This is a genomic window from Paenibacillus sp. 19GGS1-52 (assembly GCF_022369515.1).
Lineage (GTDB): Bacteria > Bacillota > Bacilli > Paenibacillales > Paenibacillaceae > Paenibacillus_AQ.
On the sequence record NZ_CP059724.1, the window covers coordinates 1,362,522 to 1,388,385 of the forward strand.

The window sequence follows — 25,864 nt, forward strand, 5'->3', positions numbered from 1 at the left end:
ATGGAGTCGATGGGCGAAGTGCTGCGCTCGATGAATAATTCGGCTTTGCGCCAGCGTTCCCGGGATTTAGAGCAGAATCTGCTGAATAATCCTTTGGTGAAGCAGTTGCAGGCCGAGCATCCTGAATTGGACGAATCGCGGCTGCGGCTTCATTTAAGCCGCCTGTATCAATATGTCGAGGAAAGCCGCCACTGTGCCAATTGTCCCGGCCTTGAGAAGTGTCCGAATGATTTCCCCGGACATTACAGCAAGCTTACTGTAGAAACCGTTAACGGTTCAACAGATCTGTATGAACGCAAGACGGCTTGCAACCTTAAGGTTGCCAAGGATAATCAGGATAGTATCCGCAAACGCATCCGCAGCTTTTATGTAGATGAGCGGGTTCTAAATGAGGGTTATGATGAGATTGATATTATGGGAAAAGACCCGCGCCGGGCTCCAGCTGTCAATCAGCTGTTCCGTTATATAGAGAATACTAAGGAGAATGGTCTTACCTCCCGTGGGCTCTATTTATATGGCACCTTCGGAACAGGCAAGACCTTTCTGATGTGTTATTTGCTTCATGAGCTTGCGGTTGCCGGGCATAGCGGAGTAATTGTGTATATGCCGGATTTCATCGAGGACTTGAAGTCGATTATGATGGATGGGCAGAAGCTGAAAGAAACTGTGGACGCCATGAAGAACTGTGATTTGCTTATTTTCGACGATATCGGTGCTGAGAATTTGAATCCATGGGCCCGTGATCATGTGTTGGGAGCCATCCTAAATTACCGTATGAATCGCAAGCCAACCTTCTATACTTCAAATTATCCGCTGGATGGGCTAGAGAAGCATCTTAGCTTTACGAGCAAGGATGGCGAAGAAATGTATAAAGGCCAACGTCTGATGGACCGGATCGCTCCATTTGTTGATGTTATTCCTTTGCATGGAGAGAATCAACGAGGGACTAACAGATAAATTGGTATCCTCATTTCGGCCATGACAAACACAGAAGCCCGGGCTCTTCCTAAGGAAGGACCGGGCTTCTGTATATTCATAAGAGGCAGGAAACAGATAAGCGGAAGGATGCTTAATCTGAAAGCATAAACTTGACGATGACCATCCCAAAGAACACAACTGTCATAAAAGCCGTCATTCCGAAAAAACCGTTCATCAAATCGCCTAAATCGTTGCGGGGTTCTTCATTGACATGATCCCGCGGGTCCCGTGCTTGCGCGTTGACATCCATAGTTCCGCCTCCTTGCAGGTAGAATTTCTGTATTGTTAAATAAGTCATTGACAAATAATGCGCTTTCCTTGAGTATACGAAAGCTTTGAACTGTTGTAAAGATAAGAGTTATTCATAAAAAATGCCTTTGACACAATATAATCGCACAATATATTTCACAAATGTACTTTAAATATGTTATAATAACAGTGTGTTGGTAATTGGTAATTTGGTTATCATATTACAGGTTACAATTTATCTCTCTATAATTACGAAGTTGCTTCGCCAGACCCAAGTCATTAGGCTTGAGAAGCGGGTGTCGCTTCGCAAAACTTAAAGGAGGAACAATATCATGGCTATCGTTAACGTGTCTGACCAATCCTTCGGTAACGAAGTGGAAGGTCAAGGTACTGTAGTAGTAGATTTCTGGGCACCTTGGTGCGGACCTTGTAAAATGCTTGCTCCTATTCTCGAAGAATTGTCTGCAGAGCTTGGAGACGGAGTGAAGATTGCGAAATTGAACGTGGATGAGAACCCGGAAACGGCTTCCCGTTTTGGAGTGATGAGTATTCCAACCCTAATCTTCTTTAAAGACGGTCAACCCGTTGATAAAGTTGTAGGATTGAACTCCAAGGAATCCCTGAAGAATATCGTAGCTAAACATCAATAATTTCTATAGTGAATGCTACTGACAAGGCCTTAGGCCCTGCCAACTTAGCGCCTTCGGTGTATGCCGGAGGCGTTTTGTGTGCTGAATACTGAACTTATATGCTTGTGTTAGAACACCTGTTCCGTTACAATTAATTCAATCCGCAGCTCTCCTTTTGGTAAGCCAGTTCAGGCGTTCAAGAGGTGATGCCCCGGGGTCCTCCCCAGGGAGAGGATTTAGTTGGGGGAGAAATTATGGACTACATGGATAATATCCGCAATAAATTGGCATTGTTGCCGGACTTGCCCGGGTGCTACCTGATGAAGAATGAAGAGGGGACCATTATTTATGTGGGCAAAGCAAAAGTGCTCAAGAATCGGGTCCGTTCTTATTTCACCGGCAGTCACGACGGCAAAACTCAGCGGCTTGTCGCTAATATTGTAGACTTTGAATATATTGTTACCGCTAGTAATATGGAAGCACTCATTCTTGAATGCAATCTGATCAAGAAACATATGCCGCGCTATAACGTTCTACTGAAAGACGACAAGACATTTCCGTATATCAAAATAACGAATGAAGCTCACCCGCGTCTGGAAGTTACACGCCGGGTGATTAAGGATAAAGCGAAATACTTTGGCCCCTATCCGAATGCTTATGCCGCTCATCAGACGAAGAAGCTCCTGGACCGCATGTACCCGCTGCGCAAATGTGGTGTGATGCCCAAGGAGGTCTGCCTTTATTATCACATGGGCCAGTGCCTGGCACCCTGTGAGAAAGAGGTGCCGAAGACTGCATATGAAGAAATTACGTCAAACATTGCTGCTTTTCTGGGTGGAGGTCATGACGCGGTTAAGAAAGATTTGCAGAAGAAGATGCATGAAGCGGCTGAGGAACTATATTTCGAGCGGGCCAAGGAGCTGCGGGATCAGATTATTCATATTGATGCCTTGATGGAGAAACAGAACATCAACACCCCGGATACCAAGAACCGCGACGTATTTGGTTATGCTGTAGATAAGGGCTGGATGTGTGTACAGATTCTGTACATGAGACAAGGGAAAATGATTCAGCGACATTCCTCCGTATTCCCCTTCTACGGGGAAGCCTACAGTGACTTTATGTCCTATGTGACGCAATATTACAGTGATAATCCAGCGCTGCCGCAGGAAATTTTGCTTCCAGATGCTTGGCGGGAAGAGGCTGCCCCCGATAAGGAGGCAAAATCGGGGATTAGCGTGGCTATGGCAGCCGGCAAAGTAGAATTGCCAAACGAGGAAGAAACACCGGAATCTGCTGAGGATGCTGCGTTACGGGAAGCAGCGTCAGCGGAAGCCTTAGCAGCGGGAACGGTTGACGCGCTCGGTGGTGCCGCTGCCCTGCAGGAGTGGTTGAGTACTAAGGTGCTTGTACCCCAACGTGGTCTTAAGAAGCAGATGGTGGGCATGGCTTGTCAGAATGGGCGGGTAGCCCTTGATGAGAAGTTCCGCCTGATCGAAAGGGACGAGGAGCGTACCTCTGGGGCCGCTGCCAGCCTGGGCGAGAGTTTGGGGCTTAAGAACTTAAGCCGGATTGAGGCGTTCGATAACTCGAATATTCAGGGCACCAATCCGGTATCGGCGATGGTTGTCTTCATTGACGGCAAACCGGTGCGGAAAGAATACCGTAAGTATATAGTCCGCACAGTAGTGGGGCCGGATGATTATGGAACCATGCGTGAGGTGATTCGGCGGCGTTACGAACGGGTGCTGAAAGAGAATTTGCCGATGCCTGATCTTATTGTGGTAGATGGCGGTAAGGGGCAAATTTCTTCAGCTATCGATATTCTGGAGAATGAGCTGGGTCTGTTCATTCCGGTCTGCGGCCTCGTCAAGGACGAGAAGCATAAGACGGCTCAACTGTTAGTCGGTGATCCGCCGGAGCCAATCGTTCTGGCCCGGGATAGCCAGGAATTCTATTTACTGCAGCGCATCCAGGATGAGGTTCATCGATTTGCGATTACCTTTCACCGCGAGCAGCGCGGCAAGTCAATGGTTACGTCGAAGCTGGACTCCATTCCGGGTATCGGCGATAAGCGCCGGAAGCTGCTGCTTAAGCATTTCGGCTCGCTCAAGAAGATAAAGGAGGCATCGATCGAGGATTTCCGTCCATTATCCATTGGCGACAAGCTCGCCGGACAAATCCTTGAGGCACTGAAGGATGAGGAGATCTCTTTATAGTTGTTATTCTCATAGTAAAAGGCTAACCCGATCGTGCGGGTTAGCCTTTCTTTGACAGTTTAAACTAAGGGATTTGATGGATCTGTCTGCGGCGGCTTCTGCGAACGGTTAAACAGGTACACGATGTAGCCGACTAGGAATGGCATGACAATCGCGAAGATCCCGGCACCGATATTAACACTCTCTTTCATGAAGATCAGCGTAGCGCCCATCAGGATGCTGTCAAACACGACATGGCTGAACATAACAGCTATAAAGCCGTAGCGAAGAAAAATATAACTGAATAACAACCCAATTACGGTTAGCTCGATGGGGCGGGAGCTGACAGGGTAAATCGGGTATAACGTATGGCCGAACGCCCAGATGAGTGTGGTAATCAAGGAGGCGGCGAAGGTGTTGCGTACGATTTTCTTGAGCATTCGAATGCCGAACAAACGGTAGATGGCCTCCTCGGACAGACCGGCAAGCCAAGCCACGATCGGCAGCAGCCAAGCATATCTCATATTGTAAGGAGACTGGCTGGCATCTGTGGTAGACCAGTTATTCAGTGTGTACGATAAAATGATGAACATAATCGTCTGTACTCCAAGCAGTATGAACGCCCAGACATAGCCAACCCGGATGCTGTCCAGCACATATTTGGCGTAACCGGGTTCTTTGGCGCGGGGCCATGGATTCAGACCTTCCTCTTGACGCCACAGCCCATTGCCGCCAACCAAGGAGAAGTAGAGCAGAGAAGACATCAGCAGACTGTATAGAGCGTAAATGATAAACATGACGACAGCGGTGATCCGCGCTTCAACGCTATTTCCGGTGGTTTCGGGCAGCATATTATAGGTGCTGACCATCATGATCACAAAGTGGGCCGAGCTTAAGAATATGCCGCGGGTGAAGGAGGTCTTCCCTCTTCTCAAGATGCTATAGATGAGGGCTAGAATACCGAGCGCCAGCGTAGGTATGCCATAACCGTACAGAGTAAGCTTGGTGGCTAGAGAAGTCTGGTCTTCCACATAAGAGATGTGCCAGCTGGGGGCAGAGAACCCTGCCTTTAAGGATGAAACGTCCCCTTCGGAAAACATGAAATCATAATGCAGCAGTGCTTCCCCTACCTTTACTGATTTGTCCATATAGACCAGTCCGTAGTCTTCTGCGTTGGGTTCAATCTGCAGTTGGGCAGGATTGACTCCCCACTCCTCTAGCCACGGTAAAGCGAGCTTCTCCTTCTGCTCCAGAGTCAGTGAAGTGTCGCTGCTGGCTTTAACAGCTGTTGTGGCACTTCCGGCTGCCTGTCCGGAGTCTGTTTCGGCTCCACGTGCGAAGGCCACTATCTCACCTGTATACATATTGAGGTCTACGGACAGGCTGCTGTCCTTCGCTTCTGAAGAATAAAGCGCTGCCTGATAGACGTCAAATGGATAACGCTGATCCAGTTTGTTCTTCGTGTAGTCATCCAGGAGTTTTTTTCGGGACATATAGCCATAGAAGGAGGAGTCTGTCTTATAGACAACCTGCCAATTCTCATCAGCTGACTCTGTGTAGCCGAGTTTTTGTGTTGCGAACGTCACTGCCTTCTCACGGGCCTCAGCCTTGCTGATTACCGTGGTATCTTCCTCTGCAGAGCTGGCCAGCAAAGATGGATATACCTGGAACATAATAAATAGAATGAGACCGATGATGCCAAAGAGCAGAAGCCCTCTGGAGAGAGCACGCTGCTGTAAGGGCTGGCCGACGGAATTCATGAAACGCCTCCTTGAAATGATCTGAACTGGCAATGTTATGCTCCATTATAATACTAGTGCCTTGGCAGTTACAAAAATTGTTGTATTATCCTTTTACGTGGAACAGGCTGTTCTTATGCTTTTTTTGTGCATTCTCTCTATAATACATTCTTATAAACAAATAATCTTAAATAATGTCTTTGTGAAGTCAGGTAATAACGTTTATAATTTGTATGCAATTGCCTACTTGGAAAAATGATTAAAGTGAGAGGGTGAGAAGTTTGGCTTCACAGTTTCCCAAGATTTCTGAATTCAGGTTTCTTAAGCTCTCCCCACCCCAGATTCTAGTACTCGGTTTTGCTTCTATTATTCTGATCGGTGCCTTACTATTAATGCTGCCCATTTCCAGTACATCGGGTCAATCCATACCCTTCATTGATGCGCTGTTTACCTCGACCTCGGCCACCTGTGTGACAGGTTTAGTGGTGATGGACACGGGGACGTCATTTACGATCTTCGGTAAAATTGTCATTATGGTGCTCATTCAAATTGGCGGGTTAGGTTTTATGACGATGGCGACTTTATTTGCCTTGGTGTTGAAACGCAAAATTTCACTGCGGGACAGACTTATTCTACAGGAAGCCATGAATCAGAACACAATGGAAGGGATCGTAAGGCTAATTCGGCGGATGCTGATTTATTCATTGGTCATTGAGGGAACTGCTGCAGCATTGCTGTCGTTCCGCTGGGCCTTTGATATGCCGCTCGGCAGAGCTATTTTTTTCGGGATGTTCCACGCGGTGTCCATGTTCAATAATGCCGGTTTTGATATCTTTGGTGATTATCGCAGTTTGACCGGATATGTCTCAGACCCGCTCGTGAATATTGTTGTAATGTTCCTGATCATTTCGGGGGGGATTGGATTTATCGTTATGGTAGATCTCGTAGAGTATCGCCAGAAGCGCAGACTCTCCCTGCATAGTAAGGTTGTATTGTCTATGACTGCAGCCCTTATCCTGATTGGTACACTGGTTATATTTATATTCGAATTCACAAATCCGCAAACGCTGGGTCCATTAAATTTTGGCAGCAAAATATTAGCGTCCTTCTTCCAGTCGGTCACTCCCCGTACCGCAGGGGCCAATACGGTGGACATTGCCGGCCTGCGTCAGGCTTCACAGTTTTTTATAGTTATTCTAATGTTTATTGGTGCTTCACCAGGCTCTACCGGCGGCGGGATCAAAACAACTACCTTTACCATAATGATCGGTGCTGTTATTGCCATGCTGCGCGGACGTGATGATATTGTATTGTTCCGTTATCGGCTGGCGCAGGAGCGTATCTTTAAGGCGTTGACCGTAACGCTGCTTGCCCTGCTGCTGATCGTCTCTGTATCGATGGTGCTCTCCACCACAGAGGACCGCAATTTTCTCATGATTTTATTTGAGACGACTTCAGCCTTTGCAACGGTGGGACTTAGTATGGGACTCACTCCTGAGCTGTCGCTCATCGGTAAAATTCTGATCTGTCTGACGATGTTCGCCGGACGTCTGGGCTTGTTGACATTGGCGTATGCACTGGGGCCAAAACAGGGTAAACCATTGTATAAATACCCTGAAGGTAAAATCATTATTGGATAAGGAGTTAACCGGAAAATGAAAGCACAGCAATTTGTAGTCATTGGGCTGGGCCGTTTCGGTTCTAGTCTCGCGCTTGAGCTGATGGAAATGGGCTACGAGGTGCTGGGCATTGACCACCAGGAGGATCGGGTGGAGGAAATGAGCAATCATCTGACACATTCAGTAATGGCGGATGCTACAGATGAGGAAACGATGCGCTCGCTAGGTGTGCGGAACTTTGACTGTGGAATTGTAGCCATCGGCGACAATATGGAGCGCAGTATTCTGGCAGCCATTACACTCAAAGAGCTGGGCGTAAAGAAAGTAGTCGCCAAGGCGATTACGATACTTCATGGGCGGGCATTGTCCAAGCTGGGTGTGGATCGGGTTATTTTTCCAGAAAGAGATATGGGGGTTCGTGTGGCGCATCAGCTGGTCAGACCCCATCTACTGGATTATATTGAAATCTCCAAGGACTTCAAAATTGTTGAGCTGACCGTGCCCGCCTGTATGGATGGCAAAAGCCTGTCAGAGCTCAATACACGTGCCAAATACGGCTGCAGCATTATTGCCCTCAATAGGGATAGTGGAATGATTGTCGCTCCGACAGCACTTGATTATTTGCATAATGGCGATATTATGGTAGTCATCGGCTCTAATGAGAGCATTGCACGCTTTGAGGATGAGGCCGTGAATCTGGATTAGTGTTTAGTTCTGGTTATGGCAAAATAACCTCGCGTTCTTCGATGATGAAGGACGCGAGTTTTTTTATTTTGGAATGGAGCGTGTCACAGACTTACTCCCGATCCGGCAGAAATACCTCTTCCGTGACCTGAACGAGACTGCGGGCTGCCGTACTCAGCCCACCATCGTCGCGGAAGATGAGGCAGGTGGTTCGCTGAGTCTGCTCCAGCTCCTTAATATGCAAGGAGACAAGCCCGCCACCGTTCAGCAGCTCCGGGCGCAGATAAGACTTTGGCAGCAGCGCTGCGGCTTTGATCGTTGGCAGCAGCCGGACGATAGCTTCGAAGGAATCGATTTCGAGGCGCACATCGGGATCAATGTTGCAGCGCTGGAACAGGTCATCGGTCAGACGGCGGTACCAGGTGCCTTTGGAGAAGAGAATCATCGGCAGGTGCGAGAGATGCTCCATAGTCAGCTTTGGGAACTGTGTCAAAGGGTGATGCTCGGAGACAACCAGCCGCAATTGGTCCTCGAACAGCGGAATGCAGCGCAGACCTGGCTCCTGTATGGAGGAAGCGATAATTCCGACATCTGACTTCCCTTCACTGACCGAAGAGACGATCTCGTGCGTTCTGCCGGTGATCAGCTTCAACTCAGCTAAAGGGAATTTCTCCATGTAGGCGTTCACAAGTGGCGGCAGGGTAGTCTGCAGGGTAGTAAGACTGGCTCCAAGTGTTACAAGGAGCGGTTCGCCCTCCTTAAAGATGGAAAGCGCCTCCAGAAACTTGGAGCGCTGCTGCCGTTGTTCCAGCGCATAAGTATAGGTGAGTCGTCCGACTTCGGTTAGCTCCAGGCGTTTGCCGTGACGGGTGAACAGAGCAACGCCTAGCCGTTCTTCCAGCTTGGAGATTTTGCGGGATAGGGCGGGCTGGGACAGGTTGAGCTGGCGAGATGCCCGATTGAGACTGGAATGCTCCACAACCGCTGCAAAAATATCCAAATCGTCAAACATATCAGGTTCCTCCTTCGTATAGAACTACTTTTAAAGCAGACGCTTAATTACACAGATGGATGGGTAATAGTATTCGGCTGTATTTTGAACATTAAATACGTGATGGAGATCATAGCTAAGCCTGATGGTTTTTCTTGATACCTAAAGGAAACGGAGCATTAAATAACGTTTTACCCTAGGTAAATGAGAATTATTATCACATGAAATTTATTCTTATGCGTTTATTGTATAACGATTAATAATTATATTGCAATTCCCTTATAAGCAAAAAAAGAGTAACATGAAAAGTGACACAAGATATTCACATATTGTGAATAATAAAGCAAAGTCCGGGAAAACATGGAATAGCGGTTAAAATGGACACCCAGCCATCTAAAAATAGCTGAAGTTAGCTATTTCAACTGTAGCCCCGGCAGTGTATGCTCAATAATGAAAACGCTGTTTTAATTGGAAAGGGGACACCGCAGTATGAGAGGATTTTATTCCAGAAAGATTCATTCCTTGCTTGGCGTTATCCCGCTTGGGGGATTCTTCCTCGAGCATATGCTGACGAATTTCTCGGCAGTAGAGGGTGGCGCTTCCGGTTTCAATGACAGTGTGCTGTGGCTGAATAGCCTGCCGCTTGTCTTCTTCCTGGAATTGTTCGGTATATGGCTGCCCTTGTTGTACCATGGGGTTTATGGGCTGTATATTGCCTATCAATCGAAACCGAACCTGAACCGGTATAATCTGGAGCGAAACTGGCGTTATACCTTGCAGCGTGTGACCGGAATTGTGACCTTCATCTTTATTGTCTGGCATGTATTTGAAACCCGGTTTCAGGTGGCGCTTGGCAATGTGAAGCATGAACAGCTAGGTGGCGTTATGCATGACATTGTTACCCAGCCCTTGCTGCTGGCGTTCTATGTCATCGGTATAGTATCGGCTTCCTTCCACTTCTCTAATGGTCTCTGGTCATTCCTGATCAGTTGGGGAATTACCGTGGGACCGCGGTCGCAGAAAGCTTCCTCTATTCTGTGCCTTGGCCTCTTCGTGCTTGTTACTTTAATGTTCCTTGTTTCGCTGGTCACTTTCCGTGACAGTGAATTCCAATCTGCAGCATCCGCAGCATCTATTGTACAGTCTTTAAGCACTGCAATATAAGCGTGAGCTTTCGAAGCGAGTTTTGTACGAGGCTTCTTGTTGCAGCTTATGCTGACGAAACTTTTAGGGAGTGAACTATCATGGCAACAGCCGATATCATTATCGTGGGCGGCGGCCTGGCCGGTCTGATGGCTACCATCAAAGCGGCAGAGTCCGGTGCGCATGTTCATTTATTCTCGTTAGTCCCTGTCAAAAGATCACATTCGGTCTGTGCGCAGGGCGGCATCAACGGGGCCGTTAATACCAAAGGCGAGGGTGACTCGCCTTGGGAGCATTTTGATGACACCGTCTATGGCGGTGACTTTCTGGCCAATCAGCCGCCGGTTAAGGCGATGTGTGAAGCTGCTCCAGGGATCATCCATCTGATGGACCGGATGGGTGTTATGTTTAACCGGACGCCGGAAGGGCTGCTCGACTTCCGCCGGTTCGGTGGAACGAAACGGCACCGTACGGCATTTGCCGGGGCGACGACCGGCCAGCAGTTGCTCTATGCGCTTGACGAGCAGGTACGGCGCTGGGAATCCGAAGGTCTCGTGACCAAAAGCGAAAATTGGGAGTTCCTGGCCTTAATCATCGATGATGAAGGTGCCTGCCGCGGCATAAGCGCCCAGAATCTGAAGACGATGGAGATCGAGACGTTCCCTGCAGATGCTGTTATTCTGGCCAGCGGGGGACCTGGTATTATTTTTGGCAAGACGACCAACTCCGTTATCAACACAGGTACAGCAGCAAGCGCTGCCTACCAACAGGGTGTGCATTACGCCAATGGAGAATTCATTCAGATTCACCCCACGGCTATTCCTGGTGATGACAAGCTACGCCTGATGTCCGAATCGGCACGCGGCGAGGGCGGACGGATCTGGACCTATAAAGATGGTAAACCATGGTATTTCCTTGAAGAGAAATATCCAGCTTACGGCAACTTGGTGCCGCGCGATATTGCTACCCGTGAGATTTTTAACGTCTGTGTGGAACAAGGATTAGGCATTAACGGCGAGAACATGGTGTATCTGGATCTTTCCCATAAGGACCCGAAGGAGCTTGACGTCAAGCTGGGCGGAATTATTGAGATTTATGAGAAATTTATGGGCGATGATCCCCGTAAAATACCGATGAAAATCTTCCCGGCCGTTCATTATTCCATGGGTGGCATGTGGGTGGACTATAATCAGATGACGAACATCCCGGGCCTCTTCGCAGCGGGAGAGTGTGAATACCAATATCATGGGGCGAACCGCCTCGGCGCCAACTCCTTGGTATCGGCCATTTATGGTGGCATGATTTCCGGGCCGAAGGCCGTAGAATACATTAAAGGTCTGAAGAAATCGGTGCAGGATATCTCCTCCACCGTGTTCGACAGTTTCCATAAGAAGCAGGTTGATAAATACGAGTCCCTGCTGTCCATGTCCGGAACGGAGAATGCTTACGTGATCCACAAGGAGCTGGGCGAGTGGATGACGGCTAACATGACCGTGGTGCGCAACAACGTCAAGCTTGAGGCAACCATCGGTAAGATCAAAGAGCTTAAGGAACGCTACCGCGGCATTAACATGAACGATACTTCGCGCTGGAACAACCAGGGCGTAGCTTTCACCCGTCAGCTGTGGAACATGCTGGAATTGTCCGAGGCGATGACACTGGGTGCGCTGTTGCGGAACGAAAGCCGTGGTGCACATTACAAGCCGGAGTTCCCGGAACGCAATGACGCAGAATTTCTCAAGACTACTAAAGCTACCTGGAGTGCGGAGGGTCCGCAAATTTCTTACGAGGCCGTTGATGTCTCACTGATTCCTCCGCGGATACGCGATTATTCGAAGGATTGAGGAAACTTAGGTTAGAGTGCGTATCAGAAGAAGAGTTGCCAATTAATGAGGAGGGAATCAAGATGGCGGAAACAGCTGCAACTCCCAAAATCGTAAAATTTATCATCACTCGCCAGGACGATCCGCAAAGCTCGTCGTATGCGGAGGAATTTGATCTTGCTTACCGTCCGGGAATGAATGTGATCAGCGCTTTAATGGAAATCCAGCGTAATCCGGTGAATGCCAAGGGCGACCATACGGTACCGGTATGCTGGGATTCCAACTGTCTGGAAGAAGTATGTGGTGCCTGCTCTATGGTGATTAACGGGAAACCTCGCCAAGCCTGTGCAGCACTTATAGATAATCTGGAACAGCCTGTCCATATTGAGCCAATGAAGACTTTTCCTGTGGTACGTGATCTCGTCATTGATCGCAGTCGGATGTTCAATGCGCTCAAACAAGTGAAAGCCTGGATTCCAATCGACGGCACGTATGATCTGGGACCGGGACCACGGATGCCGGAGAAGAAACGGCAGTGGGCTTATGAACTATCCAAATGTATGACTTGCGGTGTCTGTCTGGAGGCTTGTCCGAATGTTAACGAGAAGACTAATTTCATCGGACCGGCAGCGATTTCTCAAGTGCGGCTCTTCAATGCGCATCCAACAGGAGAAATGAATGCTGATGAGCGGCTGGAAGCACTGATGGAGGACGGCGGTATCGATGGCTGCGGCAATTCGCAGAACTGTGTACGCGCCTGTCCGAAGGGTATTCCATTGACTACCTCTATCGCTGAAATTAACAAGCAGACCACGAAGCATATGTTCAAGCGGTGGCTGGGCGTTTAAGGATTAGGATTGAAGAGTATAGTTACACAAAAAGAGCTTAGCCAACCTAGTTGGCTAAGCTCTTTTTGTGCGATTACTAATTATGTTTTTGTATTTACATCAGGCACTATCGGAAACAACAAATTAATTCTATTGCAAAAAGTGCAATAGATTATGTTTGATGAGGCCCTAAAAGATATTCTAGTGTATTTCGTACAGTCAAATTCTTGATTATTGACCTAAAAGCAGCTTTTAAGAAGATTTTAATGTACAAAATGCAATAGATTTCAAAAAGGATGATTTCTCAGAACAATCTATTGTACAAAGTGCAATGAAGGGCAGCATGACTAAGCAGAAGCAACTTATTGGAGTAGTTCATAGGTGACTACCTACCCATCCAGCTACAGTCAACTGCCTCTTTTTCCAAATAACTTCACCAATCACGAATTTGTTCACTATGAAATTGCGTAAATCGTTCACTCTAGGCTCAATCTTGCTCTATCTGGGAGGTATTCTCGGAACGTACACTAATTTCGAACCCACCCTAATAGAGAAATATAAGGAGGAGACAGTAACGCATGACGCCCCGTAGAGGATTGATTCGTGAGCTTGTTGCTAACCGGATCATGTTTTTAATGCTTTTGCCTGTAGTTGTATTCTTCATTATTAATTCGTACGCCCCGATGGTTGGTATCTATTATGCCTTTACCCGCTTCGACTTCACGAGGAGCCTGTTCAACAGTGAATTTGTCGGCATGGAGAATTTTAAGTTTCTATGGAATTCCGGGATTCTTACGAAGCTTACAATGAACACACTGGGATATAACGCGGCCTTTATTTTTTTCGGAAATACGCTGGCGATATTCTGCGCAATCCTGCTCAGTGAGATCAAGCTGAAATGGTTTAAAAAGCTCACACAATCCATCATGTTTCTCCCCTATTTTATTTCATTTGTCATTCTCAGTGTCGTCGTGTACAACCTGTTCAATTATGACAGCGGCTTTCTGAACACGATGCTGAAGTCGCTCCATATGAATCCTGTAGATGTGTACAATACCCCTTGGGTATGGATTCCGTTGATCATTATTTTTTATCTGTGGAAAAATCTAGGGTACAGCATGGTCATTTATCTCGCAGCCATAACGGGAATCAGCGACGAATACTATGAAGCGGCCAAAATCGATGGAGCGAATATTTTTCACCGGGTCTGGTACATTACAATTCCCATGCTCAAAAATACATTTGTGGTCCTGCTGCTCTTTGCACTCGGCAGTATTATGAAAGGCCAGTTTGATCTGTTCTATCAGTTAATCGGCAATAACGGCGTCCTATATAATGCTACGGATATTCTGGATACGTATGTCTACCGCTCACTCAAGGTGACCTTTGATATTGGGCTTGCGACCTCGGCCGGTCTTTACCAGTCCCTGTTTGGCTTCATTCTGGTGATGACGGTCAACACGATTATCCGCAAAATTAATGATGATTACGCGCTATTCTAGGAGGCGACGCTGATGAAGATCAAGGATGAGAAATTCACACTGTTATTCAAGGTGATCGCTTATACCGTTACGATCATGGCCACGGTGATCTGCCTGTTCCCCTTTTTGTTAATTGTATCCGCTTCCTTTACACCCAATGACGTGATCGTCCGCGAAGGCTTCCATCTGATTCCGTCCCAGTTCTCGCTGGAGGGATATAGAATGGTATTCCGTTTTCCAGAAACGGTGCTGCGGGCTTATTGGGTCACTACGTATACGACTGTAGTTGGTACGGCGCTGGGGCTGTTTTTTATAACCATGTCCGGTTATGTGCTGCAGCGCAAGGATTTCAAATACCGCAACTACTTCTCTTTCTTCATCTACTTCACAACCCTGTTCGGCGGGGGGCTGGTGCCTTGGTACATCCTGATGACCCGTTACCTGAACCTGATGGATACGTATACGGTGTTGATTTTTCCCGGCTTGATGACGCCCTTTCTCATTATTCTGATGAAGAACTTTATCCGTTCCGCCGTGCCGGAGGAAATCTTCGAATCGGCCAAGATCGATGGAGCCAACGATTTCAAAATCTATTACCGGATCGTGCTGCAGCTGTCTATGCCAGGAATAGCTACGGTGGGGTTGTTTCTAGCTCTTGCTTACTGGAACGACTGGTTTCTATCTTCATTATTCATCAACGACCAGAGTATGTACCAGCTGCAATTCTATCTCTACAACATTATTAACAGCATCGAGTTCATCTCACAGATGGGCGCCGGAACTGGGGTGTCGCTTGGAACCGATCTCCCAACCGAATCGACCAAGATGGCGATGGCTATTATTGTGACAGGACCGATTCTGTTCCTGTACCCCTTTGTGCAGCGTTATTTTGTCAAAGGCCTGACGATCGGCGCAGTAAAAGGTTAAGACCGAAGGCAGGACCGGAAGTTATTGTATTTCTTTGGCTATATATGATGAACTAAAGAAAAGAGCAAAGTCTATGAAGGTGAGATAGTAACGGTGGGGAATTTGGAACTGGAGGAGCGATAGTGACCGCCCGAAAGCTTTCCGTAGGAAAGCTCGCATCGGAAGCACAGGCTGTCCCCGGATTTCATCCGCAAAAGGCGGTAAAATTAAAGAAATCTGGGGACAACAGCGGCCGGAAGTCCAAATATCCCCGTAGCTACACTATCACCCAATAATCTTTCGTTAGAATCTTTAGTTCAATCAATATAACATATACATTTAGAAGATAAGGGAGGATTCAGATGAGAAAGAAAGGGAAAATGTTTGGAGCAATGTTAGCGGGCTGTATGATGATTTCAGCAATGGCGGGGTGTTCCGGTTCTAACAATAACAACAAGACGGCAGATGCCGGCAATGCAGGTAAGGCCAGTAACACACCGACTACCGAGGCTACTGCTGCACCTGCAACCGGAATTGATACCTCGAAGAAGGTTGAATTGCAGTTCTACATGCTGGGGGACGCGCCAAAGGACTTATCCATTATCCAAGCAGAAATCAATAAGTTAGCCGAGAAAGATCTAAATGCTACCGTGAAATTTAACTATACGAGCTGGACGGACTGGGATCAGAAATATAAGCTCCTGCTCTCTTCAGGGCAGCCGATCGACCTGATCTTTACTGCAGACTGGACCCAGTATCAGGCTTACGCGAAGAGTGGTGCTTTCTTGGCACTGGATGATCTTCTTCCGACGGCAGCTCCTGCATTGCAGAAGTTCGTACCTGCAGACATGTGGGAAGCGGTCAAAATCAATGATAAAATCTACACAGTTCCAGCTACCTATAAGGAGTACGTAAACAACGGTTTTGTATACCGTGATGATCTGCGCGAGAAATATAATTTACCGGTTCCAACAGACATTGCTACTTTTGAGCAGTATCTCGATGGAATTAAGGCAAATGAGCCTGAGATGCAGCCTTTATCTGCGAATTCCGATGTGAAGACGAATCTCATGGATGTATTCCGGGAGATCAGTGACGATACGATAGGTGGCCCACTGCCTTACGGAATTGGTATTAAATACAGCAAACCTGGTGAAGTGTATTCCTACTGGGGTTCGGATGAACAGAAGGCGGACCTGAAGACACTGAAGCGTTGGGCTGATAAAGGATTTTTTGCGAAAAATGTGCTGAACGTCAAGGATACGATGCAGGCTCCGCTTGTAAGCGGCAAGGTCGCTTCCATACTGGGAGATAATCCGACACGGTACAATGATTCACAGCTCAAGATGCAGTCCACTCATCCAGAGTGGAAGCTTGGATATACGTCTTTTGCGGAAACACGTGGATTTGCTACCCCGGTGCATCCGATTCATAACGGCTTTGCAATTCCAAGAAGCAGCAAGAATCCTGAGCGTGCGCTTGCTTTCTATGAGAAACTTGTGACGGATAAAAGCTACAATCAATTGACGCAATACGGCATTGAAGGCAAGAACTATGAAGTGCAGGATGGATATTATAAAATGATCGGTGACAGCACCTCCAACGGCTTTGCACGGGAGGGGATGAACGGCTGGGCTTGGCGGAATCCCGAATATATGCTGTTTGATAAGAACTTTGACGGGGTGAAAGCTATTTTTGCCGAGCTGGACAAAGTGGCCAAACCGGATATTTTCACCGGCTTTGCCGAGGATTATTCTACGTATCAGTCTGAACGAGCCGCACTGGAGCAGGTGGAGAAGCAGTATTTCTATCCCTTGTACGCAGGGTTGATCGACAATGTTGATGAAGGTATTGCAACGGCGATGGCTAAAGCCAAACAAGCGGGCCTGGAGAAGGTTCAAGCTGCTTACAAGCAGCAATGGGAGGCTTATATTGCGGAGAATGGCATTCAATAAATATCGCTGATTACAGCACATAATCATTATTAAGTTATGCCGGACTTTCTGGAAGTGGAAGGTCCGGCAATTGTTCTTGTTGCATGTGTTGGTATGTATTATTATCGAATAATACGAAGCTATCAGGAGGGAACAAGCCTTGCGTCTAAATGATGAGAAAAAATGGGGAGTTTACGCAAAGCTGCTGCTTGGAATTGTATTATGTACGGTGCTGACAATAACGATCTCCTCAACCATTCTTTTTATTTATTTTGACCGAATTGCGCTACAGCAGGATTATAAGTCCGATCTCAGAGATCTAACCCAAACCAGTCGCGAGGTTATCCATATGACCGACAGTGCGCAGTCGCTTACCTTTCAGCTGTATCGCAACATGAATATAACCAAGCTGATGTTTTATCCAGAGCCGAGCATCTACGATAGTATCGCAGCCATGAATGAGCTGACGAATTATTTGAGCTCTATGCCTTATATCGAATCCATCTATGTGTATAATCCAGACTCCAAATATGTATATATCGCTGCGGATAGCGGGCAGAATGGCCTGCTGACCAAGCAGGAGTTGAGTGATAAAGGGATTCTGGATTTGCTTGAACATTATCGGGAATATACACCGTTTACTCCAATCCCGCGAACATATAAAAGCAATGATGAAAGCGGAACCAAAAGTGTTTATACCTATCTTTGCTACGATGGTATTGGCAGGAGAGAAACCTTGAATTCCGCTATCATTGTTAATATCTCCGTTTCCTGGATCAACAAGGAGATGGCTGATGGAAATCAGGGACAGGGCCGCTCGTTCATCATAGATAATCGTGGGGAGCTGCTTTCTGGCGATGATCTCTCCCCGGTTCCCTTTACTGCTGAAGGTGAAAAAATACTTCGAAGCATTACGGACAACGGAGTGGAAGGGTATTCTTTAAGCCGCATTGACGGCCGAAAGTATCTGGTCTCCTACACCAAACCGGATGCACTGGATTGGCGATATGTCCGGGTGACCCCCTATGAACTGGTCACGCGGAATATCAGAGGGATTCGTACAACAACGATTCTGATTACGCTGGCTATTCTGGCAGCGGGTATTCTTGTTTCCTGGCTGCTCTCCCGGAAGCTGTATGTGCCGTATGGCCTGATCGCTTCCCGCATGCAGACATTGGAGACGGCAAACCGGAATAATGTATATACTCTTCGCCAGCACCTGCTCCGGGAATTGGTTATGGGAAACGAACCAATAAACCTAAAATCTCTGCGGGCCAAGCTCAGCCATATGAATATCAGCTTTGAATTTCAGAAGCCGTACCGACTGGTGTTGCTCAGAATTGATCAGTTCCAGCAATTCTCCAGCCTCAGGGGGGCTGATCTGAAGGCTTACCGATATGCCATGATGAATATAGCCTCTGAGCTCGGGATGAAGTTCTACAGTGTAGAGACGATAGAAATGGAGGAGGATACTATTCTGTTGCTTTTCGGAGATTCGGATACGCTCGATATGGAGGATGAAACGGCCCTCATGCTGCTGCTGCGGCAGATTCAACAAGCGATTAGAGAGCATTTGCATATTGAAATCTCGATGACTTATTCAGCACTGGAACAGCAGGTGCTGCACCTGAAGGCTCTTTATAATCAAGTGATTTCTGCTTCTGGTCATCGTTTCTTTCATGGATTAGGGGCTGTCATCAAAGCTCAGGAAGTCGTTAGGCCAGATTCCAAGGCTTATGTGTTCCCGGTTGATAAGGAGAAGCGGATGGTTGATGCTTTGATGGCAGGGAAGACAGAGGAGGCTGTAGTCTGTGTGAAGGCAATTATGGAAGGAACGAAAGCTTATCCAATCGGGGCTGTGCAGTCTGCCATAGCACGTCTTACCCTCACGCTGAACAACGTGTTGTACACCTTCCACAAGAACAGATTGATCGACGCTGATTCCGTTCCTGTTCTTGTTACCTCAGCTGTTGAGGAGTTAGAAACAATGGAGGAAGTGAACGTTGCCTTTCAGACGGCCATTGAATATTTGCAAGGGTTGGTTCTGGAGAAACGGAGTACGAAGCAGGAAGATCTAATCCGTAGAATCAATGCTATTGTAGATGAAAAGTATTGCGATCCTAACCTGTCCCTGAACGCCATCGCTTATGAACTAGACTTGACTCCAAGTCATCTCGGGCGTATCTATAAGCAGATGACGCTGGAGACACTGGTGGACGTGATTAACCGAACCCGTGTGGAGAAATCGGCGGAGCTGCTGAACCGGACTCATGAGCCGGTCTCCGAAATTGCCGAGAAGACCGGCTTTACGAACACGTCGTATTTCTACCGCATGTTCAAAAAATATTACGGCCTAACCCCAAATGACTACAGGAAGAATTTAATGTAGTTTTTAAGCTTTATAATGATCTGTCTGGCTGCGCGCCTGTCCGAAGGGGATTCCACCACTTACTATATCAATCGCTGAAATTACAAGCAGACCACGATGCATCAGATGTTCAAACGGTGGCTGGGCGTTTAATTGGAGCTCTTATGACAATTTCTAAATATACTGAAAGAAGCCTTGGAGTTAATTCCTCCAAGGCTTCTTTCAGTATTTACTTTACTAATAATAAATCCAGTTGATGTTGCAGTTGTTTATTTGCGGGATCTTTTTCTAAAGCGCTGATTATCTTTTCAATTTGATCCATATCTTTAAAGTTTTCATTATGAACGAATTTTTCGTGTACCCGTGTTTCAAGAGTATAACCGTAATCAAATTCCAGAGTGGAGAAAGTTGAAAGGGCAGCGATTTTGCTAGCCTGTTCTACTGCAAGAATGCTTGGTGTCGGATTATGTGCTAATTCTAATCTTAAACTGTCTAATTCAGATAGTAAATTACTGTCCAGTCTATGAACAACTCTATTATTGCTTACAGTATTACTGAGTTGAACCAAATTTGCTGTTAACAATAAAGCAACTAGAAGTAAAAATAAGATAAGCATTTTTTTATTTTTCATCATTTTTTCTCCTACCATTGAATACTTGAATTTATCCGCTGGAGTAACCCTTACACTGCCTCCTCCAGGAAAGGAAACAGAAGGTGTAACCGATAAGGTGGATTCGGCATGTGCATATAATGAATAGGTGTCTGCCACAGTAAGAGTACTTACGTTAGGTTGGAAGCTGAATTTCATATAACCTGCATTGTATAAGCTATTGCTAGTTTTTGTCAAACTCATGTTATAAGAAATACCAGCTGAAGCATCGGGTTTGGGCTGTGTATAATCAATTTGATCTGTTACAAGGGTACCTGAACTAGTGTAAAAGGTGTATTTATACAAGGCTGGAACTTCCAGGGATAACGCTTGAGTTAGCATTTAATCCCAGAGATAGAGCATCAGTATCCGGAATAATGGGGAGGTAAGACGGGTCACTATATTGGAAAAAGGGTAACTATTAGCACTATGAGTTACTCAGCCTCCACAGAAGAATTACAAGACCCAAATATGATATAATCTCCATAGTTATTGTAAGATTCGGGTAGAGGAACATTTAGGGAGGAATTACAGTGATTTGTCGGGAGCAGACGAAAGCGTTCGTAATGGTGAAGCAGCATGATCATGGGCTGCTGTCTGGAAAGCTTGCCGTGAAGTTTAAGGCAGAGCATGTGCCGGCAGAAGGCCGCAGGGATGAGGTATTGCGGGCGGTAAGCAATCATGACCGCGGCTGGATCGATCTGGATGCTACTCCCTTCTGGAACGATGCGGAGCAGGCGCCTTACAGTTTTATCGATTTTCCGGTTGTGCCGAAGCTGACTTTCTATAGTCGGGGGCTAGATGAGATAGAAGCGGATACGCCGTATGGAGCATTGTTATGCAGTCTGCATTTCGAGCGTCTAATTGAAACCTCGGGTGAGGATTGCCCCGAGTTAACGGTATATCAGGAGCAGGAAGAAGAGCGTAGGGCCCGTATCCGCCGTGAACTCGAACAATCAAGCCCGCTAGGTGAAGACGAGCTGTATTATGATGCTCGGCTTCTGCAATTTAGTGATGACCTGTCGCTATACATGGCATTAAATGAGCCGGGGAGTCCGAAATCTGAGGAGCATCCATGGTGGGTAGATGGCTTCTCCGGTACTGAGGATTTCAGCTTTACATCCGGTCGACGGATTACAGCCGAATGGAAGGACTCAACAACATTGATGCTGGACCCTTTCCCATTCACTGAGACCTTCGAGGTATCGTTCATGTTGCGCAAGGTGCTTAAATCAGCAGTTGCAGCAAAAGGTCTTGCTCGCGCATACAGCGAAACGCCTGAAGATGAATGCAGAATTTTGGTGTCAGATCGTCGTGGAGGAAGCATAGAATAAGGACAGGGATGTGGAGGCCATGGCTTGGTGGATGTGGACCCTGAATGTTTCAGTAGTGATACTGCTGGTATTTTTATCCTATCGGATGAAGTATAAGTGGCTGGGCAAAGGAATGTTGCTGGCTCCGATACTGATCTATGTGCTTTTTTCGGTGGAGGATTTGCTGAACTGGATTGATTTGGGTACTCTCTTGACAGGTAGCAGAGGCATGCGTGGTCTGATCTTAATCTTCTGTCTGGTCTCAGTCCTGTTTTATATTATTTTCATTTTTAATGAAATTAAGGAATCCAACAGTAAGGAAGTTAAGCTGCAGCAGACGCTGGTCCGTATCAGTGTGGCTGCCTTCACCTGTATTATTTTTTTTACTATTGTATATACATCTATCTATAAGCTGTTTGGACAATCCTCGTTTCAGGGAAAAGGTCTAGGAGAAGATTTGCTTAGCCAACTCATCACATTTCTGTACTTTAGCGTAGCTACCTTTGCAACGGTTGGGTACGGAGATATTGCCCCGATAGACAATACTTCGCGGCTCGTAGTGATTATGCAGATTAGCTTTAGTTTTATTACCGTTGCCTATGCGCTGTCCATGCTGGGCTTGTTCCGTAAAATTCTGGGACCACACTCGGAAGAAGCGGTAGAGGCAGAAATCGAGGTTAAACTCGATACGGAGTTGAAATAAGAAAGGAGAAATCCCTATGAATAAAAGAAAGCCTGGGGCTTCTCCCAATAATGATCCTGATTTAGCTACGGGGGGCAGCCCATATCCTTCCCGTACTCCAGGAAACGGTGACAAACGGAAGATCTCGCGTCGTCAGTTTCTGGCCCGAGGAGCGGCTACCGTAATTGGCGCCGGCTTGTTCACAAGTGGATATGCCTGGCAGGGAGAACCACGCTGGCTTGATGTCACAAGGATGGAATTGCCACTGCGCGGTCTTCCCACTGCATTTGCTGGAATCAAAGTGGTTCATTTCAGTGACACTCATCTTGGTTTCAACAAAGGTGTCCATGATTTGGCTAAGCTGGTTGCTCATATCAAAGAGGCTGAGCCGGATCTGATTTGCTTCACCGGTGATATTGTAGACAGTAACCCTGAGGATCTTGTGGATTCGGTGTCAATTCTTGCAGAATTAACTGCTCCTTTAGGGAAATTTGCAATTCTGGGCAACCATGACTACAAGAATACCGCAAGTGTCACCGAAATGCTGCAGTCAGCGGGTTTTAAGGTACTAAGGAACGAATCATATGTGCTTAAGCGGGGCGGAGAAGTTATGGCGGTTACCGGATTGGATGATCTGCTAAAAGGCATGCCGGACCCTGAGGCTGCACTGTCTGGTGTTCCAGCGGGAACGTTCACACTGCTGCTGATGCATGAGCCGGATTATGCCGATACAGCGGAGGCTTATCCATTTCATCTGCAGTTATCAGGACACAGTCATGGCGGACAAATTCGCCTGCCCATTGCCGGTCCAATGTACACTCCAAACGGAGCACTAAAATACATAGCAGGACTGTATTATACGGAGCATAAGGCGATGCCTGTTTATGTTAATAGAGGTTTTGGTGAGACTTATTTGCCCTTTCGCTTGCTATGTAGACCGGAATTGACGGTTATTACCTTGCGGCGGGCATAACATGAAGAATGGTAAGCTACAGGAAGGGGCAAGAAAATGAGTACCTACGGAGTAGAATGGTTCCAGCCACAGCAAGGAATAGCGGTTGAGCTAAGGCCAATGCTGCGCGAGGATACTTATCTATTGCGAACACTGCTCTCTCGACCGGAAGTACAGCCGCATATTATGATGCGCAGTGGAGCAGGGACACAAGCCTACCTGGACAAACTTGTACAGCAGATGTTATCCTGCTTCGATCCTGGTGCACTGCATATAGGCATCTATATAAATGGGCAGCGGGAGCTGATCGGAACCGTCTCTTTACAGAATTGGAACCGCCGAGAAGGGTCGGCAATACTTGGCTACGTTATTGATCCGGCATGGTGGGGGCACGGGTTTGCGACTGAAGCGGTCGGACTATTGCTGAATTACAGCATTCAAGAGCTTGGAGTGAAGAAGGTGGAGGGGCGCTGCCGAGGAGATAACTTCAGGTCAGAACGGGTGATGGTGAAGAATGGAATGACCCTGGAACGAATCTTGCCGCGGGCGGGTTCTCTAGTGGATGTAATGAAAGTATTCACATTGTTACACAAATGAAATAATGTCGTTATCAAACTCTAACAGGCCTAGGCTATACTAAACCCATGACCCCCTTTTAAAATATATATACTTTGGGACCCGTTGATTCGGGTCCATTTTTTTGTCTATTCTGATCCGCTATTCTAACGGAACGGTTATCTTCTCGCGTTGTTTGTAGTACACCCATTCGGTATAGCCAATTTCTTTCAAACGTGTCGCCACCAATTCCCGTTCATCTGCCACTCGGGAAGGCTTATGGGCATCAGATCCGAAGGTGACCTCCACTCCCCAAAAGAGCGCCCGCTCCAGAATGGCATCGGAGGGATACCAGCCCCCACATAGTTTAGTGCCCCCAGATGTATTAATCTCAATAGAAACACCACATTCTCCGATAACACGGAGACACTCATCAATCGGTCCAGGGGTAGGAATGTCCGAAAAAGGAGGGTAATTCCCCTTCATAGCGTCAATGTGGCCGAGAATTTGAAACATACCACTGCGAGCCGATTCTGCGATCATCTGGTAATATTCAGTTTTGTCAGCGATTTGTTCTTGAGGCGTGCGGTTTTTCCAGCGATTTTTGTTAAAAATACTGATCCCCTTAACATTATGTACCGAGCCGATTACATAATCAAAAGGATATGCAGAGAGAATCTTCCGATAAACTTCAGCATACTCGGCAAAATAATCAGATTCGATGCCTAACAGAACATCGATAGTGCCTTCATACTCCTTTTTTAAGGAGAGCACTTCATCTACGTAATGAGTAAGTTCTGATTTGCCCATGGCTATGAGGGGGAAAGCTTGCTCAGATGGGCTTCCAAAATACGGAGAATGGTCAGAAATACCTATAGCGCCTAGTCCAGCAGCGAGTCCGGCTTCAATATAATCCCGAATATTCCCGTCAGCATGACCGCAGCGGAAATGATGTGTATGCAGATCGAATTTCATGGATAATCATCTCCTTTGAGCCTAATGATCTATTGTTATTCTGAACCGATAAACTGTGTTTCCGGCATGCCTTTGAGGTCGCTCAGGAATTGCCGCATAGCTGAGTTGACGTATTTGCCAGACTTCGTAATGACACCTACAGGATGAGTAACCTCAAGCTCCATAATGGGAACGATTTTGAGGGAGCCGGCTCGGACCTCTGCGGTAACCGATAATTTGGAGATGATGGCAGCGCCAAGATCCAGCTCTACCATTCGTTTCACTTCCTCACTGCTGGTCAGCTCCATGATGACCTGCGGTTGGATGCCATGTTTGACAAACACCTCGTCTGCAAATCTGCGGCCCACCGTGTCGGGTGAGAGCAGGATTAGCGGGGTTCTCCCCAAAGCCTCAATTCCGGCTGATTTGACCAATGCGAGAGGATGCCGCGGAGAGACCACTAGCTCGAACGTATCGTAATACAGAGTTGAGGTAGTCATAGTGGGACTGCGCCCGATCAAATAACCTATCCCTACATCTACTATTCCACTCTCCACTTGCTGATAAATCTGGGATGAAGACATCGATGAGATGGATGTTTTGATGTGAGGGAACTGGTCCTGAAAATAGGAAAGGATACGCGGTAAAATTTGAATAGCGATGGATGTAGTGGTACCCAGAATAATATGCCCTTGAGGATTCTCATCGAGATCCGCAAGGCGCTGCTTAAGCTCATCGACAATATTCACAATTTGCACCGCATGCTCGAGAAAGACCGTCCCTCTGTCGGTAAGCGTTACCGGCTGGTTCCGGTCAACCAATTGTGTTTTGAACTCCTCTTCGAGGCTTTTGATTTGTGCTGAGACTGCAGGTTGGGTCAGGTTAAGCAGTTCTCCTGCTTTGCGAAAGCTCATTGTTTTGGAGATCGTGATCAGCGTCTCCAGCTGGCTGATGTTCATGGACTACCTCCCTTAGGTCAACCGTTTGTGAGTGCCGATTATTTATATATCTTACGCTCAATGTTGGCATTTGATTAAATTATAGGAGATTACTCCCGGTAGGGCAATGTTAAGCAAAAACTATCTTGGGATTTCGATCGACAAGACCCTTAATTTTTGGTGAATTGTGCCGATATATAAAGTATAATGAATCAATATTGCTTGGGACTTTTGATATAGTCTTAAAGCCCG

Annotated in this window: 22 protein-coding genes; 16 read left to right on the plus strand and 6 right to left on the minus strand. The window is 47.0% G+C overall.

Features of this window, described 5'->3' with window-relative positions; genetic code table 11:
• Positions 1-957, plus strand: coding sequence for a primosomal protein DnaI (dnaI, locus tag H1230_RS06350; RefSeq protein WP_154122032.1), 957 nt, complete (start codon positions 1-3; stop codon positions 955-957).
• A 112-nt stretch (positions 958-1,069) separates the two neighbouring features.
• Here dnaI and H1230_RS06355 read toward each other — a convergent pair whose 3' ends face one another.
• Positions 1,070-1,228: a YqzM family protein gene (locus tag H1230_RS06355; protein WP_239714694.1), complete on the minus strand. Its 159-nt coding sequence runs from the start codon at positions 1,226-1,228 to the stop codon at positions 1,070-1,072.
• 331 nt (positions 1,229-1,559) lie between these two features.
• Between H1230_RS06355 and trxA the strand changes: the two genes are divergently transcribed.
• Entirely contained in the window at positions 1,560-1,877 is a 318-nt protein-coding gene (gene trxA / locus H1230_RS06360; RefSeq protein WP_239714695.1) for a thioredoxin, read from the plus strand.
• A 233-nt stretch (positions 1,878-2,110) separates the two neighbouring features.
• Positions 2,111-4,075: an excinuclease ABC subunit UvrC gene (gene uvrC, locus H1230_RS06365; RefSeq protein WP_239714696.1), complete on the plus strand. Its 1,965-nt coding sequence runs from the start codon at positions 2,111-2,113 to the stop codon at positions 4,073-4,075.
• Positions 4,076-4,134: 59 nt separating this feature from the next.
• Here uvrC and H1230_RS06370 read toward each other — a convergent pair whose 3' ends face one another.
• Positions 4,135-5,814: a CPBP family intramembrane glutamic endopeptidase gene (locus H1230_RS06370; protein WP_239714697.1), complete on the minus strand. Its 1,680-nt coding sequence runs from the start codon at positions 5,812-5,814 to the stop codon at positions 4,135-4,137.
• A 260-nt stretch (positions 5,815-6,074) separates the two neighbouring features.
• Between H1230_RS06370 and H1230_RS06375 the strand changes: the two genes are divergently transcribed.
• Both H1230_RS06375 and H1230_RS06380 read left to right on the plus strand, forming a co-directional pair.
• Positions 6,075-7,433, plus strand: coding sequence for a TrkH family potassium uptake protein (locus tag H1230_RS06375; RefSeq protein ID WP_239714698.1), 1,359 nt, complete (start codon positions 6,075-6,077; stop codon positions 7,431-7,433).
• A gap of 15 nt (positions 7,434-7,448) precedes the next feature.
• Positions 7,449-8,117, plus strand: coding sequence for a potassium channel family protein (locus tag H1230_RS06380; protein ID WP_239714699.1), 669 nt, complete (start codon positions 7,449-7,451; stop codon positions 8,115-8,117).
• Between the two features lie 91 nt (positions 8,118-8,208).
• Here the strand turns inward: H1230_RS06380 and H1230_RS06385 are convergent, their stop codons facing one another.
• The gene (locus H1230_RS06385; protein ID WP_239714700.1) at positions 8,209-9,108 is read right to left on the minus strand and encodes a LysR family transcriptional regulator; all 900 of its coding nucleotides are present in this window, start codon (positions 9,106-9,108) and stop codon (positions 8,209-8,211) included.
• Between the two features lie 468 nt (positions 9,109-9,576).
• On the opposite strand from H1230_RS06385, the gene H1230_RS06390 reads away from it, so the two are divergent.
• The 7 genes from H1230_RS06390 to H1230_RS06420 all read left to right on the plus strand — a co-directional run bounded on the left by H1230_RS06390 (position 9,577) and on the right by H1230_RS06420 (position 19,590).
• Positions 9,577-10,251, plus strand: a complete 675-nt coding sequence (locus H1230_RS06390; protein ID WP_239714701.1) for a succinate dehydrogenase cytochrome b558 subunit — start codon at positions 9,577-9,579, stop codon at positions 10,249-10,251.
• Between the two features lie 80 nt (positions 10,252-10,331).
• Entirely contained in the window at positions 10,332-12,074 is a 1,743-nt protein-coding gene (gene sdhA, locus H1230_RS06395; RefSeq protein WP_239714702.1) for a succinate dehydrogenase flavoprotein subunit, read from the plus strand.
• A gap of 62 nt (positions 12,075-12,136) precedes the next feature.
• Positions 12,137-12,901, plus strand: coding sequence for a succinate dehydrogenase iron-sulfur subunit (gene sdhB / locus H1230_RS06400; protein WP_239714703.1), 765 nt, complete (start codon positions 12,137-12,139; stop codon positions 12,899-12,901).
• A gap of 557 nt (positions 12,902-13,458) precedes the next feature.
• Positions 13,459-14,382, plus strand: a complete 924-nt coding sequence (locus H1230_RS06405; RefSeq protein WP_239714704.1) for an ABC transporter permease — start codon at positions 13,459-13,461, stop codon at positions 14,380-14,382.
• A 12-nt stretch (positions 14,383-14,394) separates the two neighbouring features.
• A complete protein-coding gene (locus H1230_RS06410) occupies positions 14,395-15,288 on the plus strand; it encodes a carbohydrate ABC transporter permease (RefSeq protein ID WP_239714705.1) in 894 nt (297 codons plus the stop codon).
• Positions 15,289-15,629: 341 nt separating this feature from the next.
• Positions 15,630-17,222 carry an extracellular solute-binding protein gene (locus tag H1230_RS06415; protein WP_239714706.1) on the plus strand — a complete coding sequence of 531 codons (1,593 nt, stop codon included), beginning with the start codon at positions 15,630-15,632 and terminating at the stop codon, positions 17,220-17,222.
• A gap of 139 nt (positions 17,223-17,361) precedes the next feature.
• Positions 17,362-19,590, plus strand: coding sequence for an AraC family transcriptional regulator (locus H1230_RS06420; RefSeq protein WP_239714707.1), 2,229 nt, complete (start codon positions 17,362-17,364; stop codon positions 19,588-19,590).
• A 208-nt stretch (positions 19,591-19,798) separates the two neighbouring features.
• Here the strand turns inward: H1230_RS06420 and H1230_RS06425 are convergent, their stop codons facing one another.
• Positions 19,799-20,524 (minus strand): hypothetical protein, encoded by a 726-nt coding sequence (locus tag H1230_RS06425; RefSeq protein ID WP_239714708.1) that lies wholly within the window; start codon positions 20,522-20,524, stop codon positions 19,799-19,801.
• A gap of 227 nt (positions 20,525-20,751) precedes the next feature.
• On the opposite strand from H1230_RS06425, the gene H1230_RS06430 reads away from it, so the two are divergent.
• The 4 genes from H1230_RS06430 to H1230_RS06445 are packed head-to-tail and all read left to right on the plus strand — an operon-like array spanning position 20,752 to position 23,762.
• On the plus strand, positions 20,752-21,552 hold the full coding sequence (locus tag H1230_RS06430) for a DUF3891 family protein (RefSeq protein ID WP_239714709.1): 801 nt from the start codon (positions 20,752-20,754) through the stop codon (positions 21,550-21,552).
• Positions 21,553-21,571: 19 nt separating this feature from the next.
• Entirely contained in the window at positions 21,572-22,234 is a 663-nt protein-coding gene (locus H1230_RS06435) for an ion channel (RefSeq protein WP_239714710.1), read from the plus strand.
• 16 nt (positions 22,235-22,250) lie between these two features.
• On the plus strand, positions 22,251-23,186 hold the full coding sequence (locus tag H1230_RS06440) for a metallophosphoesterase (RefSeq protein ID WP_239714711.1): 936 nt from the start codon (positions 22,251-22,253) through the stop codon (positions 23,184-23,186).
• A gap of 36 nt (positions 23,187-23,222) precedes the next feature.
• A complete protein-coding gene (locus H1230_RS06445; protein ID WP_239714712.1) occupies positions 23,223-23,762 on the plus strand; it encodes a GNAT family N-acetyltransferase in 540 nt (179 codons plus the stop codon).
• A gap of 120 nt (positions 23,763-23,882) precedes the next feature.
• Here the strand turns inward: H1230_RS06445 and H1230_RS06450 are convergent, their stop codons facing one another.
• On the minus strand, positions 23,883-24,695 hold the full coding sequence (locus tag H1230_RS06450; RefSeq protein ID WP_239714713.1) for a histidinol-phosphatase: 813 nt from the start codon (positions 24,693-24,695) through the stop codon (positions 23,883-23,885).
• 35 nt (positions 24,696-24,730) lie between these two features.
• Positions 24,731-25,633, minus strand: coding sequence for a LysR family transcriptional regulator (locus H1230_RS06455; RefSeq protein WP_239714714.1), 903 nt, complete (start codon positions 25,631-25,633; stop codon positions 24,731-24,733).
• Between the last annotated feature and the right edge of the window lie 231 nt (positions 25,634-25,864).

What these genes read in the sequence shown, in the direction of transcription:
- dnaI (WP_154122032.1), top strand. Translation starts at nt 1, where the DNA reads ATGGAGTCGATGGGCGAAGTGCTGCGCTCGATGAATAATTCGGCTTTG.
- H1230_RS06355 (WP_239714694.1), bottom strand. Translation starts at nt 1,228, where the DNA reads ATGGATGTCAACGCGCAAGCACGGGACCCGCGGGATCATGTCAATGAA.
- trxA (WP_239714695.1), top strand. Translation starts at nt 1,560, where the DNA reads ATGGCTATCGTTAACGTGTCTGACCAATCCTTCGGTAACGAAGTGGAA.
- uvrC (WP_239714696.1), top strand. Translation starts at nt 2,111, where the DNA reads ATGGACTACATGGATAATATCCGCAATAAATTGGCATTGTTGCCGGAC.
- H1230_RS06370 (WP_239714697.1), bottom strand. Translation starts at nt 5,814, where the DNA reads ATGAATTCCGTCGGCCAGCCCTTACAGCAGCGTGCTCTCTCCAGAGGG.
- H1230_RS06380 (WP_239714699.1), top strand. Translation starts at nt 7,449, where the DNA reads ATGAAAGCACAGCAATTTGTAGTCATTGGGCTGGGCCGTTTCGGTTCT.
- H1230_RS06385 (WP_239714700.1), bottom strand. Translation starts at nt 9,108, where the DNA reads ATGTTTGACGATTTGGATATTTTTGCAGCGGTTGTGGAGCATTCCAGT.
- H1230_RS06390 (WP_239714701.1), top strand. Translation starts at nt 9,577, where the DNA reads ATGAGAGGATTTTATTCCAGAAAGATTCATTCCTTGCTTGGCGTTATC.
- sdhA (WP_239714702.1), top strand. Translation starts at nt 10,332, where the DNA reads ATGGCAACAGCCGATATCATTATCGTGGGCGGCGGCCTGGCCGGTCTG.
- sdhB (WP_239714703.1), top strand. Translation starts at nt 12,137, where the DNA reads ATGGCGGAAACAGCTGCAACTCCCAAAATCGTAAAATTTATCATCACT.
- H1230_RS06405 (WP_239714704.1), top strand. Translation starts at nt 13,459, where the DNA reads ATGACGCCCCGTAGAGGATTGATTCGTGAGCTTGTTGCTAACCGGATC.
- H1230_RS06410 (WP_239714705.1), top strand. Translation starts at nt 14,395, where the DNA reads ATGAAGATCAAGGATGAGAAATTCACACTGTTATTCAAGGTGATCGCT.
- H1230_RS06415 (WP_239714706.1), top strand. Translation starts at nt 15,630, where the DNA reads ATGAGAAAGAAAGGGAAAATGTTTGGAGCAATGTTAGCGGGCTGTATG.
- H1230_RS06435 (WP_239714710.1), top strand. Translation starts at nt 21,572, where the DNA reads ATGGCTTGGTGGATGTGGACCCTGAATGTTTCAGTAGTGATACTGCTG.
- H1230_RS06440 (WP_239714711.1), top strand. Translation starts at nt 22,251, where the DNA reads ATGAATAAAAGAAAGCCTGGGGCTTCTCCCAATAATGATCCTGATTTA.
- H1230_RS06445 (WP_239714712.1), top strand. Translation starts at nt 23,223, where the DNA reads ATGAGTACCTACGGAGTAGAATGGTTCCAGCCACAGCAAGGAATAGCG.
- H1230_RS06450 (WP_239714713.1), bottom strand. Translation starts at nt 24,695, where the DNA reads ATGAAATTCGATCTGCATACACATCATTTCCGCTGCGGTCATGCTGAC.
- H1230_RS06455 (WP_239714714.1), bottom strand. Translation starts at nt 25,633, where the DNA reads ATGAACATCAGCCAGCTGGAGACGCTGATCACGATCTCCAAAACAATG.